This window comes from Enterococcus sp. AZ191 (assembly GCF_051713845.1).
Taxonomy (GTDB): domain Bacteria; phylum Bacillota; class Bacilli; order Lactobacillales; family Enterococcaceae; genus Enterococcus_B; species Enterococcus_B durans.
Genome location: NZ_JBIOQS010000001.1, coordinates 58,595 through 71,772, shown reverse-complemented (window position 1 = coordinate 71,772; position 13,178 = coordinate 58,595). Strand labels below are relative to the sequence as shown.

The window sequence follows — 13,178 nt, the reverse complement described above, 5'->3', positions numbered from 1 at the left end:
AAACGAACAATACGTTTTTTGTATTGCTCGTTTTTTTGTATGGAGATTATTTTCTTCTTTTCTTATACAACTGGATCAATGAATCGATGGCTAAGAAGATAATGACTAACGCAGCGATCGCATAGGTACAAATCCCTAAGATGGAGATGACATTGAAACGATCATCTGGTGCGGCTTGTACTAAAAGTGAGGCTCCTACGATCAATGCAGCAAGGATCACGCCGAAAACGATCCGATTGACCATGTTTTCTATACGACTCAATAGATCTTCTTGCTTTTTGATCTCTAAATTCACTTTTCCTTGCCCTGAGGTCCATATCTCAAGTAGATGATGCAGTTGTTGGGGAAGTTTCGGTGCAGTTTTCAACCCGCTTAATAAGTCTAATCCCGTTTTCTTCAATGTTTCTTCGATTTCTAAATGAGTGAAAAAATAATTCTGAGCAAATGGTGTGGCAATCTCCATCAATGACATTTCAGGATCTAACACACGAATCACACCTTCTAATGTACTAAAAGCTTTGAGTAATAGAGTGATATCGCGATCAAACTGTAAATTGTTTTGGTGACAGATCACAACGATTTGAGTGAAGACCTCTTGGATCTCGATTTCTTCGATGGGAGAATCGGTATATTGTTCAAGAAAGGTGGCCAGTTCTTGATGGAAATTACTTTCATCAAAAGAACCTTCCTGTTGGCAAAGCCGTAAAACAGCCTTCTCAATACGATAATTATCTTTGGTGTATAACGCAATGACAGCTTCTGTCAAGCGTTGGCGAAGTGTCAGCGATAGTTGGCCCATCATGCCAAAATCAATATAGTTCAGCGTATAAGGGGCGGCTTGTTTCGTGACACGAGAAGTAGCTGTCACACTGATCGAATGAAATTCTTTTTGTCGTTTTTTTGTTTCGGTTGTTTGGTTGTGGCTCAACTCATCGGGGGTCAATAGATGGAATAAAATATTCCCAGGATGAGGATCGGCATGGAAAAAGCCATCATCGAACACTTGTTTCATAAAATTTTCGACTAACAATTTTGCGATGCTTTGTTTTAATTGCTGATTTTCATACCCTTCAATTAGTGGTGGTTCATCAGCTGTTATGTTCATTAAATGGTTTAAATTTTCTCCAGGCATTGCTTCCATCACGATCACTTTTTTCGAACAAAAAGCTTCATAGATTTTTGGACTGCGAATCGCTTGCCAATGGTCATTCTTTTCATAAAATAATACGCCATTCTTACTTTCTTTAAAAAAGTCCAATTCATTCGTCAATGAGCGCCGTACTTCTTGTAGCACACCATTCAAATCTACTACGCTAGTTTCAGGAATGTATTTGATCAAAGGAAGAGCTCTTTCAAAAAGTTGCAGATCCAACATGATCTCTTCAGCAATATTTGGATGTTGGACTTTAACGACCACAGTGTCGCCATTTTTTAACTTTGCGTGGTGTGCTTGACCCATAGAAGCTGAGGCAAAAGGAGCTTTGGTAAACTCTTCAAAAATATCTTCGATCAATAAGTCCAACTCTGATTCGATTGTTTTTTTTACGGTTAGATAGCTATCACTAGGGACACTATCCTGTAAGGTTTTGAACGTTTTTGTAAACTTAGTTGAAAGCAAGTCGTCACGTACGGATAACATTTGACCGATTTTGATAAATGTTGGTCCTAATTCTTCGAAGGCAGTTTTCACTTGTTCAGGATTTTTTTGCTGGACAAAGTTAGGAACGACATTATATTTGATAAATATTTTGATGATTTCTGCTAAACGGCTGCGAGAAGTTGATTTTGACATGTAGCTCACTCCTTTCTATTATCATAACTGGAAAGGAAAAAAGGAACAACTAACTTGACGGTATATTTTACAATCCCTTAATCGAATTTTTATAATCAGCAAATCATCATTATTAGACAAGAATCTAAAAAAAGTGAGGATCTATTTCTTGCATTTTTTCCTACGATTCAACACGAAACGCTTCTTTCACAACCATCTTTTTTGTGCTAGAATATGAAATAAATCACTGAATGATTTAGAATACAGGAGGACAATCTTTTGAAGATTACTTTACTATATGGCGGACGCAGTGAAGAACATGATGTTTCGATTCTTTCAGCGTTTTCAGTCTTGAATGCTATTTATTATGCGTATTATCAAGTGCAACTTATATTTATCAGTAAAGATGGTCAATGGGTCAAAGGACCATTATTAACAGAAAAACCAGCCAGCAAAGATGAGTTGCATCTGACTTGGGACCCGAGTGGAAAAGTAACAGACGGCTTTACTGGAAAGGTGATCAATCCTGGAGAAATCAAAGAAGAAGGAACGATTGTTTTCCCAGTTCTGCATGGACCAAATGGAGAAGATGGCACGATCCAAGGATTTTTAGAAACATTGAATTTACCTTATGTGGGCGCGGGTGTGTTGACGAGTGCATGTGCAATGGACAAGATCATGACGAAGTACATTTTACAGGCCGGGGGAGTGCCACAAGTTCCTTATGTCCCAGTATTGAAAAATCAATGGAAAGAAAATCCTAAAAAAGTTTTTGACCAATGTGAAGGCTCTTTACTTTATCCGATGTTCGTCAAACCTGCGAATATGGGATCAAGCGTAGGGATCTCCAAAGCGGAAAATCGGGAAGAATTACAAAATGCGTTAGCGACTGCATACCAATATGATTCACGTGCAATCGTTGAACAAGGGATCGAGGCTCGTGAGATCGAAGTTGCAGTCCTTGGAAATGAGGATGTACGCACCACGTTACCTGGTGAAGTAGTAAAAGATGTGGCTTTCTATGACTATGATGCAAAATACATCAATAATAAAATCGAAATGCAGATCCCTGCTGAAGTTCCAGAAGAAGTGTATCAAAAAGCACAGGAGTATGCGAAACTTGCCTATACGATGTTAGGCGGAAGTGGCTTGAGCCGTTGTGATTTCTTCTTAACAAATAAAAATGAGCTTTTCTTAAATGAATTGAATACAATGCCTGGATTTACTCAATTTAGTATGTATCCTCTACTATGGGAAAACATGGGATTAAAATACGGAGATTTGATTGAAGAACTGATCCAACTAGGAATCAATCGCTTCAACCAACGCCAAAGTTTTTTTGAAGTAAATAAATAAAACCAGAATGAAGCTGGATCAAGTGTCAAATACGCTTGTTCTGGCTTTTATATGCGAAAAGGAAGGTTTTCATGAAATTAACGATACAAGAAATCGCGCAAGCAGTCGGTAGCGGGAATGAGGAATCAGGTAAGATAACTGGAGTGGAATTTGATAGTCGTAAAATCAAAGCCGGTGATCTATTTGTCCCCTTAGCTGGAGCAAGGGACGGGCATGAATTTATTCAGCAAGCAATTGAACAAGGTGCTTCGGCTACGCTGTGGAGCAAAGAACCAGCAAAAGCTCCGCAAGGAATTCCAGTGATCATTGTAAAAGATACATTAGTAGCAATGCAGGATCTAGCTAAATACTACTTAGAGAAGGTTGGCGCGGATGTTATCGCGGTGACTGGGAGCAATGGCAAAACAACTACGAAAGATTTGACTGCATCAGTATTATCGCAAAAATTCCATACGTACAAGACACAAGGAAATTACAATAATAATATTGGTTTGCCTTACACCATCTTGCATATGCCTGATGAAACAGAAAAAATCGTTTTAGAGATGGGGATGGATCATGCCAATGAGATCACTGCGCTTTCTTTGTTAGCCCACCCTAAAGTTGCGGTAATCACGATGATCGGAGAAGCGCATATCGAAAACCTTGGTTCTCGAGAAGGAATCGCTAAAGCGAAGATGGAGATCGTAGATGGGCTTGCATCGGACGGTTTATTGGTTATTCCAGAAGCAGAGCCGCTATTAAAACCACTCACAAAGAATTTGACACAATGTGTGCAAACATTTGGGATTGGTTCAGGAGATGTCGATGCCACTGTTGAAAAAGAAGAAAAGACAGAAACAAACTTTAAAGTAGCAAACGACCACTTTATGATCCCTCTTCCAGGTAGTTATAATGTGACCAATGCGCTGATTGCTTATACAGTAGGCCGCTTTTTTGGGTTATCTATTGAAGAAATCCGTCTTGGTTTAGCAAATGTCGCTGTGACACAAAACCGTACAGAATGGCTGACAGCAGGTAATGGTGCCTCCATTTTAAGTGATGTCTACAATGCCAATCCAACCGCCATGGGCTTAGTTCTGGATACTTTTGGTCAACTCCCCTCTGAAGGCAGACGAATCGCTGTGCTTGCAGACATGCTTGAGTTGGGACCAGATTCCTTGCAGATGCATGCAAGTATGAGTGAACATATCAAGCCCGATAAGTATGCTGTAGTCTTTTTGTATGGGCAACAGATGCGCGCATTGAAAGAAGCATTAGAAAAACAATATCCCGCATTATCAGTCGTTTATGTTGAAAAAGAAAAAGAAGAATTGATCAAAGCAATCAAAGAAGAATTGCACCCTGAGGATAGTATTCTATTAAAGGGAAGCAATAGTATGAAACTGAATGAGGTCGTTCAACAGCTATTGGAAATGAAATGATGAACTGTAAACTTGCAGAAAATGAAAAATCATGCTAGAATAACCTATTGCCGAAAGATGAAGAGAAATTGGACTGGTTTTATCATAACGTAAATTGCTAGAGCCAGATGTCATAATAATGATAAAGCTGAACGCGACCCGTTTGGCTTTTCTAATGCCTAAACTTCGCAAAGTGATTTTTCGGTGGTGCCACAGGGGCTAAGAATGGATAAAAACGTGCGTGGCCACTGTCAAAAAGAACCAAACACTTTGACCGAACAATCGACGGGGTAGCAAAAATTAAGCTACATCCTCAGTTAACAACCATATAGGAGGATTCATTTGAAATTTAAAGAACTAGAATTATCACCAGAATTATTGAAATCAGTAGAGCGTGCAGGCTTTGAAGAAGCAACACCAATCCAGTCAGAAACAATTCCTTTAGCATTGTCTGGAAAAGACGTGATCGGACAGGCACAAACAGGAACTGGTAAAACGGCTGCTTTTGGTTTGCCAATGTTAGAAAAAATCGATACAAATCGTAACGAACTACAAGGATTAGTTATTTCACCAACTCGTGAACTAGCAATCCAAACACAAGAAGAACTTTACCGTCTTGGGCGCGACAAACGTGTACGCGTGCAAGCTGTCTACGGTGGAGCAGATATCGGCCGTCAAATCCGTGGATTAAAAGATCGTCCACATATCGTTGTCGGTACACCAGGACGTATGTTAGACCACATCAACCGTCACACATTGAAATTAGGGACTGTTGAAACACTAGTATTAGACGAAGCAGACGAAATGCTGAATATGGGCTTCTTAGAAGATATCGAAAGTATCATCTCTAGAGTTCCTGACCAAAGACAAACATTATTGTTCTCAGCAACGATGCCTCCAGCGATCAAAAATATCGGCGTGAAATTCATGAAAGATCCAGTGCACGTGAAAATCAAAACAAAAGAAATGACTGCTGATTTGATCGATCAATACTATGTACGTGCAAAAGAATATGAAAAATTTGACATCATGACTCGTTTGTTTGATGTACAATCACCTGAATTAACGATTGTTTTCGGGCGTACAAAACGACGTGTGGACGAATTAGCTCGTGGACTAGAAGCTCGTGGCTATCGAGCAGAAGGAATTCACGGAGATCTTTCACAACAAAAACGTATGAGTGTATTACGCTCATTCAAAAGCGGACATCTAGACATTTTAGTTGCGACAGACGTTGCGGCTCGTGGACTAGACATCTCAGGTGTGACGCACGTGTACAACTATGATATCCCTCAAGATCCAGAAAGCTATGTTCACCGTATCGGTCGTACAGGGCGTGCAGGAAAAGGCGGGATGTCAGTAACTTTTGTTACACCAAATGAGATGGATTATCTTCATGTCATTGAAAACTTAACGAAAAAACGTATGACTACATTGCGTCCTCCTACTGAAAAAGAAGCATTCAAAGGACAACTAGGCGCAGCAATCGAACAAATCGAAGCAAAATTGGAAGAAAATGGGTTAGACAAATATCTTCAAACAGCTGATAAGCTTTTAGAAGAATATTCTGCTCAAGATCTAGTAGCGTTGTTATTAAAAACAACAGCAAAAGATCCTTCAGACGCAGTCCCAGTTAAAATCACACCAGAACGTCCATTGCCTATGCAGAAAAAAGGCTACAACAAGAATGGTAAACGTGGTGGCGGCAATAACCGTAATCGCCGTGATAATGGGAATTATCGTGGAAACAAATCTAAAGGTGGATATAACAAAAACAGTAGCCACCAAAAAGATGGCGGTAAACGTCAAAACGATAAAAAACGTGGTTTTGTGATTCGCACAAATAATGATTAATAACAAAATGAAAGTTTCTCTTTTTTTAAGAGAAACTTTCATTTTTGTTATTTCTATACATATTGGTGGTAAAATAGCGAGAATTTGGTAGAATGAGAGTGTTCTAGAATTTTTGAAGAGAGAAAAGTATATGATAAAAGGAATTGGTATTGACGCAGTTGAATTACCTAGGATTGCGAAGATCATCAAAGAAAAACAAAAATTTATTGACCGTGTGCTAACGTCTAACGAAATCGATCAATTTCGTGAACTGCCTTTTCATCGGCAGGTAGAATTTTTAGGTGGGCGATATGCTTGCAAAGAAGCATTTTCCAAAGCGTGGGGAACCGGCATTGGCAAAGTGACCTTTCAAGAAATCGAAATCTTAAAAAATGATGCAGGACAGCCCGTGGTGACAAAATCACCTTATAGTGGGAAAGTTTGGGTCAGTATCACGCATACGGATGAAGTCGCCTATGCACAAATTATTTTAGAAGAGTAGAAAGAAGGAAAAAATATGGTTGTCGCTTGGCACCGTCCTACAAGAGCAGTTATACATACAAAAGCTATTACTGAAAACGTGAAAAATGAAGTGGATCGATTACCTAAAGGGAAAGAATTATTTGCTGTTGTCAAAGCAAATGGTTATGGACATGGAGCAATCCAGACCGCTGAAGCTGCTGTTGCTGGGGGAGCTACCGGTTTTTGTGTATCTAACCTGGATGAAGGAATCGAATTGAGAGAAGCCGGCTTTACACAGCCGATTCTAGTATTGAACATGATTCCAATCGATGCGCTGACGTTAGCTGTTGCTCACGATCTATCCATCACTGTAGGAAACCAAGAATGGTTGAATGAGGCGGCAGAGTTCCTGTCTGCTCGTGGAATAAACCATCCTCTTTCACTGCACCTAAAAGTAGATACTGGAATGGGCAGAATCGGCTTTACGACTCCAAAAGATGCCGTAAGCGCTGTGACGTTCATTCAGGATAGTTCTTTGCTGAACTGGGAAGGAATCTATACCCATTTTTCAACAGCTGACCAAGCTGACGATACTTATTGGAAACTACAACAAAAGAGATTTATCGAAATGCTCGATGTAATGCCTGAATTACCGAAATATATCCATGTCAGCAACAGTGCCACAGCACTATGGCATGATGAACCAATCGGCAATATGATTCGTTTTGGGGTAGCGATGTATGGACTGAATCCTTCTGGTCATGCGTTGGCTGAAACATACCCTTTACAGCCCGCACTTGAATTAGTATCAGAGTTGATCCAAGTGAAACAATTGGCTAAAGGAGAATGTATTGGTTATGGCAAGACCTATACGACTAGCGAAGCAGAGTGGATCGGAACGATCCCTATTGGTTATGCAGACGGTTGGTTGCGGAAAATGCAAGGATTTTCAGTTTTAGTAGAAGGGGATTTTTGTGAAATCGTTGGTCGTGTCTGTATGGATCAAATCATGGTGCGTCTACCTCACGAATTTTCTATTGGAACAAAAGTAACCTTGATCGGTAAGAATCATGGACAAGAAGTAACAATGCAAGCAGTGGCGGATCATATCGATACGATCCATTATGAAGTAGCCTGTGTACTAGGAACACGGATTCCTAGAGAATATCAAGATTAAGGAGAATCCTATGGTTAAAAGAGGAGATATTTATTTTGCTGATCTTTCTCCAGTCGTGGGATCAGAACAGGGCGGGACCCGTCCCGTCTTAGTCATTCAAAATAATTTAGGCAATCACTTTAGTCCTACGATTATTGTTGCGGCAATCACGGCAAAAATGGCAAAGCCTAAATTACCTACGCATATAGGGATCAAAGCAACGGGGACAGGAATTGAACGGGATTCCGTCATTTTACTCGAGCAAATCAGAACAATCGACAAATCAAGACTGAAAGAAAAAGTCTGTCATTTGGATCGTGGGATCATGACAGATGTTGATCGTGCATTAAAAATCAGTGTAGGCATCGAAGCGTTGGCGCCTGTCACTAAATAAAAGCATTACGCCTTTACATATAAAAGGATTGATGAAGCTCAGTCGTGCGTATGTTTTACCGAACGGATAAAATGAAAATAGAAGAACAAAAAGAAACCTAGATCCAAACACACGAGAAAGTGTCCTGAATCTAGGTTTCTTTGTTTACTTACTGCAAGATTGGCTTACCAACTTGCTTTTTTTACGCCAGGGATCAATCCTTGATGCGCTAATTCACGGAATTTGATCCGAGACATGCCAAACTTACGCATGTAGCCGCGTGGACGTCCATCGATCAAGTCCCGATTTTTTAAGCGTTCCGGACGAGCGTCTAAAGGAAGTTGTCTTAATCCTTCATAGTCCTTATTGGCTTTTAATTCTTGGCGTAAAGCGGCATAGCGCTCAATCGTAGCTTGTTGTTTTTTTACTTTGGCGATTTTTGATTTTTTTGCCATATTCTTTCCTCCATTTTTATAAATCGTAAAGATTTCGTTTTTCGGAAATGCTACTTTAACATAAACAGTAAATAAACGCAATTTATTTGGATTTATTCAAAATAAGGCGCATTTTTTGTCAAATGGAACGAGGGAACGTAAACTAAAAGTAAAAAGGGGTGCAAAGAAGATGGAAAGATTAGGGATTACAGGGTATGGACCAGCAATAGAAGTCTTTAAACGTATCACTGCGGAACCAAGGAAATTGACCGCAAATCATATTCGGGTAAAAATGAAAGCGTTCGGAATCAACCCTTATGATATTGCTTTGCGTTCAGGTAGCATGCAAGAAGTACGCAAATTGACGTTTCCCTATGTCTTGGGAAACGATGGTGCGGGAATCGTAACGGAAGTAGCAGCGGATGTTCAATCTTTTAAAGTGGGAGACCGAGTGGCAGTTCACCCAATATCAGGAGCTTATGGAGAAGAAATCGTCTTACCAGTGGGGAAAGCGGCTAAAATCCTAGAAAAAATGAGTTGGTCAGAAGCGGCAGCAATTGTCACACCGGGGATTACCGCCTACAATCTAATCAATCACCTGCTAGATCTTCAACCAACCGATACAGTAATGATTGAAGGGGCATCGGGAGCGGTAGGAACTAGCTTGATCCAATTACTTCATATGAGAGGAATCCGAACACTCGCCAGTGCTTCTAAAAAGAATGAAGAAAAGATACGTCAACTTGGAGTTTCTGATTTTTCTGCATATGATCAAGAAAATCCTGGCATAAAGTTCCAAAATCAGGCAGATACTGTGATCGATGCAACAAAAGGGAGCGTAAAAGGTGAATCTGGTATCCAAATCATGAAAGAGGGTGGAAGATACATCGCCTTGAATGATCTTCCTTCCCTAGAACTACATCAAAAAAAGATAGGATTCTATGAACCTTTTATACCTAGAAAAGAATATCAGGACCAAGAAGCGTTTACTCACTTATTCAACGCATGTCAAAATGGTGATTTTCATATTTTTGTGGGGAAAGAATTACCGGCTACGATAGAAAACGTGATTTGGGCACATCAACAATTAGAAGGGCACTCTACAACAGGCAAAATCATTTTGACTTTTGATTGAAATTTGCTATTTTTAGGAATTTTATGAAAATTTGTTTATACCACCCTTAGACTTTTCATAATTCTAGTACAGTATTAGCGTAAAAATATCTTTCTTCTTCAATAAATGATAAAGTAAAACATGTAAAATTTAATCATTCGTTCATTTATGCAAGAGTAGAATAGGACAATTCCAGCTATGTGTCAAAATTATTGCTGTTTTTGAAAAAAGAGAATTGAAAATTACATGATTTACATGGTAAAGTAATTCAGCTGAAAAAAAGAAGAAGGGGATATTTATGCGTTCAATCAAAAATACATTGAAGTTATACCTACTTGATTGGAAAAGGATTTTTAAAAATCCAATTGCAACAATTTTGATCATTGCGATTATGATTATCCCTTCATTGTATGCATGGTTCAATATCAAAGCATTATGGGACCCATATGGAAATACAGGGGAGCTGCCAATCGCTGTCTACAGTGCAGACAAGCCGGCAGAATTCCAAGGGAAAGAAATTGCAATTGGCAAAGAAGTCATCAAGTCACTTCATGACAATAAACAACTTGGATGGCAATTCGTTGATTCAAAAAAAGAATTAGAAGACGGTGTACGTTCAGGAGAATATTATGCAGGTATCTACCTGCCAGAAGATTTCTCTGAGGACTTATTGAGTTTTACAAGTGGAGACATCAATAAACCTAAAATCGAGTACACAGTGAACGAAAAGATCAATGCCATCGCTCCGAAAATCACAGATAAAGGAGCAACCGCGATCCAAACACAGATCTCAGATGAATTCATCAAAACAGCTAGTTCTACTTTGTTGAAGGTCTTCAATGAGATTGGTTATGATATCGATTCAAATCTTGTCAGCATCAACAAAGTAAAATCAATGATTCTATCTACGGATGAAAATCTAGATACAATCGATGGGTATACGCAGCAAGTGCTTGACTTGCAAAAGCAACTACCAGACATCAAAGAAAAATTGAATAAAGCCAATGAATTCATCGATTATTTACCAGAAGTCGATGAGATGGGGCAAAAAGTCGTTGAATTAAACGGCAAAATGCCTCAACTACAAGAGCAAGCAAAAATCATTTTAGACTTGCAACAAAAGATTCCGGAGATCCAGAATGCTGGAAAACAATTAGCTGAAATCGATGGAGACTTTTCATCGATCCAAGAAACGATGAACCAAGGAATCAATGAAGCGAAACAAGGCTTGACGATCATTCAACAAGTCCAAGATATTTTGCCAGATGTCAAAAATCTGGAAGGGCAGGCCAATAACCTCGCTTCACAGACTAAAGCTGGTGCAAATCAGCTGAAAGACGCGCTACCTGGTATTACCACAAGCGTCAAAACGACACTTGATTCGATTGGACAAGTAGCGACTACGACAAGTTCGTTAGCTTCAACAATCAATCAGGCAATCTCGGACAATCAGCTTACAGATGATGAAAAACAAAAAATTGGTGAAGTGTTAACGAATTTTGCCAATAGCATTCCAGAACAACAAAATGCGATTGATCAATTAGTATCGTTCCTAACAAAATTGCAAGAAAATGCTGGGAATACAAAGCTACAAAACATTATTGATGCGTTAAATAACGCAAAACCTGTGTTAAGCATTCTGCAAGAACGCGTGACAGCATTAAATCAAGCAATTCAAAGTGGGAATATCGATGATGTCAAAACATTATTAGGACAAGTTCAAGATGCTGCTAAAAACGTGAATAGTCTTGTATCGGCTATTGACCCAGCCCAAGCTAGTTCAACCGTTGAGTCTATCTTGAACCAAGTGATCAGTACGATCGAAACAGCACAAGGTGCATTAAGCAAAGCAGATCAAATCGACTTTGGTTCATTGTTAAGTTCAACAAAAGCTACTATGACGAATGCAGTAGCAATCTTAGAAAAATATCAAAAAGAAATGCCTGCTATCGGGCAAGAGATCCATGATGCCAATACCATGTTGAATGGCAATATGGCAACGATCGTTGATGGAATTAACAAAGGCGCAGACCTATACAACAATGATCTGCCAGTACTAGCCAATAAACTAAATTTGGCTGCTGACTTCATCCAAAATGATTGGCCTACGTTGAAAAACGAAATTACCGGAACGATGTCGACAGTAAATGAAAAAATGCCTCAAGTGGAAACAGCTGTAAATGCCGCTGCTGACCTGATCACCAATGACTGGCCAAGTATCAAGACAGGTATCCAAAAAGCCGCTGACGCGATCCGTAAAGGCGAACAAGAGGTAGATCTCGGAGAAGTAATCAAACTCTTGAAATTAGATGCAACAAAAGAGAGTGACTTCTTTACTAGTCCTGTAGAATTAAAAACCAATGCACTCTATCCAATCGCAAACAACGGTTCAGCAAGTACACCGTTTTATACAGCGTTATGTTTATGGGTCGGTGCGGTACTACTATCGAGTGTCGCTACAACAGATTATTATTTAGGGAAAAAAGATCGAAACAATTTTACAAAACGTGAACAATTCGTTGCCCGTATGTTGACATTCCTAACTATGGCAGTCGCACAAAGTTTGATCGTTACACTAGGAAATATCTTCTTATTAGGCGTAGATGTCCAAAATCCAGTTTACAGCGTCTTATTTGCTGTATTGATCGGCTTAGCCTTTATGATGATCGTCTATGTTTTAGCTGCCTTGTTCGACAATGTCGGGAAAGGATTAGCGATCATCATCTTAGTACTATCTATTTCCGGTGGTGGTGGGAACTACCCGATCCAAGTATCAGGGAAGTTCTTCCAAATGATCAATCCATTCTTGCCATTTACCCATGCGGTCAACCTATTGAGAGAATCAGCAGGCGGAATCTATTGGCCAAACGCCATCCCAGCCATTTGGATCATGATCGCACTATTCATAGTCTTTGGTATAGTAGGAACAGCCGTAGCACCATACGTACAAGAAAAAATGCTCAAATTCAAAGAAGCAGCACATAAGAGCCATATATTCCATTAGGCCGTTTCAACGTTGCTCTGCATCAAGTAATAAGCCCCACCAGACGAAAATAGTTCCTCATATTTTTGTTTGGTGGGGCTTATTATCGTAGATGCAAGCGTTGAAACGCCGATTATCGGGGAAGATACAGGGACAGAGCAGATTGGAATCGTAGGCCAGACGAAAATAGTTCCTCATAGTCTGAGAAACAGGGGCTTCGTTCAAAGAGTTGTTTCATGGATATTGATTATCAGAAACAGGAAGAAAATTATTGGATTTCGAGCGAAGAAGAC

Annotated in this window: 10 protein-coding genes; 8 read left to right on the top strand and 2 right to left on the bottom strand. The window is 39.6% G+C overall.

Annotation, left to right across the window (positions count from 1 at the left end; all coding sequences use genetic code 11):
* Positions 1-46: 46 nt before the first annotated feature.
* Entirely contained in the window at positions 47-1,792 is a 1,746-nt protein-coding gene (locus IGI47_RS00385; RefSeq protein ID WP_311930481.1) for an ABC1 kinase family protein, read from the bottom strand.
* A gap of 258 nt (positions 1,793-2,050) precedes the next feature.
* Here IGI47_RS00385 and IGI47_RS00380 point away from each other — a divergent pair, with 258 nt between their 5' ends.
* The 6 genes from IGI47_RS00380 (at position 2,051) to IGI47_RS00355 (ending at position 8,375) form a co-directional block, all read left to right on the top strand.
* Positions 2,051-3,127: a D-alanine--D-alanine ligase gene (locus tag IGI47_RS00380; RefSeq protein ID WP_005875355.1), complete on the top strand. Its 1,077-nt coding sequence runs from the start codon at positions 2,051-2,053 to the stop codon at positions 3,125-3,127.
* Positions 3,128-3,198: 71 nt separating this feature from the next.
* Positions 3,199-4,551 (top strand): UDP-N-acetylmuramoyl-tripeptide--D-alanyl-D-alanine ligase, encoded by a 1,353-nt coding sequence (locus tag IGI47_RS00375; RefSeq protein WP_438783003.1) that lies wholly within the window; start codon positions 3,199-3,201, stop codon positions 4,549-4,551.
* A gap of 321 nt (positions 4,552-4,872) precedes the next feature.
* Positions 4,873-6,384 (top strand): degradosome RNA helicase CshA, encoded by a 1,512-nt coding sequence (gene cshA / locus IGI47_RS00370; protein ID WP_005875359.1) that lies wholly within the window; start codon positions 4,873-4,875, stop codon positions 6,382-6,384.
* Positions 6,385-6,514: 130 nt separating this feature from the next.
* Positions 6,515-6,865, top strand: coding sequence for a holo-ACP synthase (gene acpS, locus IGI47_RS00365; RefSeq protein ID WP_311930479.1), 351 nt, complete (start codon positions 6,515-6,517; stop codon positions 6,863-6,865).
* A 15-nt stretch (positions 6,866-6,880) separates the two neighbouring features.
* Positions 6,881-8,002 carry an alanine racemase gene (gene alr / locus IGI47_RS00360; protein ID WP_438783001.1) on the top strand — a complete coding sequence of 374 codons (1,122 nt, stop codon included), beginning with the start codon at positions 6,881-6,883 and terminating at the stop codon, positions 8,000-8,002.
* 10 nt (positions 8,003-8,012) lie between these two features.
* Positions 8,013-8,375, top strand: a complete 363-nt coding sequence (locus IGI47_RS00355) for a type II toxin-antitoxin system PemK/MazF family toxin (protein WP_005875364.1) — start codon at positions 8,013-8,015, stop codon at positions 8,373-8,375.
* Positions 8,376-8,539: 164 nt separating this feature from the next.
* Here the strand turns inward: IGI47_RS00355 and rpsN are convergent, their stop codons facing one another.
* Positions 8,540-8,809 (bottom strand): 30S ribosomal protein S14, encoded by a 270-nt coding sequence (rpsN, locus tag IGI47_RS00350; protein WP_005875366.1) that lies wholly within the window; start codon positions 8,807-8,809, stop codon positions 8,540-8,542.
* A 169-nt stretch (positions 8,810-8,978) separates the two neighbouring features.
* On the opposite strand from rpsN, the gene IGI47_RS00345 reads away from it, so the two are divergent.
* Both IGI47_RS00345 and IGI47_RS00340 read left to right on the top strand, forming a co-directional pair.
* On the top strand, positions 8,979-9,923 hold the full coding sequence (locus IGI47_RS00345) for an NADP-dependent oxidoreductase (RefSeq protein ID WP_438783000.1): 945 nt from the start codon (positions 8,979-8,981) through the stop codon (positions 9,921-9,923).
* Between the two features lie 277 nt (positions 9,924-10,200).
* The gene (locus tag IGI47_RS00340) at positions 10,201-12,906 is read left to right on the top strand and encodes a YhgE/Pip family protein (RefSeq protein WP_438782999.1); all 2,706 of its coding nucleotides are present in this window, start codon (positions 10,201-10,203) and stop codon (positions 12,904-12,906) included.
* The last annotated feature ends 272 nt before the right edge of the window (positions 12,907-13,178 follow it).

Coding starts and splice junctions, on each gene's coding strand:
- IGI47_RS00385 (WP_311930481.1), bottom strand. CDS start 1,792: ATGTCAAAATCAACTTCTCGCAGCCGTTTAGCAGAAATCATCAAAATA.
- IGI47_RS00375 (WP_438783003.1), top strand. CDS start 3,199: ATGAAATTAACGATACAAGAAATCGCGCAAGCAGTCGGTAGCGGGAAT.
- acpS (WP_311930479.1), top strand. CDS start 6,515: ATGATAAAAGGAATTGGTATTGACGCAGTTGAATTACCTAGGATTGCG.
- alr (WP_438783001.1), top strand. CDS start 6,881: ATGGTTGTCGCTTGGCACCGTCCTACAAGAGCAGTTATACATACAAAA.
- IGI47_RS00355 (WP_005875364.1), top strand. CDS start 8,013: ATGGTTAAAAGAGGAGATATTTATTTTGCTGATCTTTCTCCAGTCGTG.
- rpsN (WP_005875366.1), bottom strand. CDS start 8,809: ATGGCAAAAAAATCAAAAATCGCCAAAGTAAAAAAACAACAAGCTACG.
- IGI47_RS00345 (WP_438783000.1), top strand. CDS start 8,979: ATGGAAAGATTAGGGATTACAGGGTATGGACCAGCAATAGAAGTCTTT.
- IGI47_RS00340 (WP_438782999.1), top strand. CDS start 10,201: ATGCGTTCAATCAAAAATACATTGAAGTTATACCTACTTGATTGGAAA.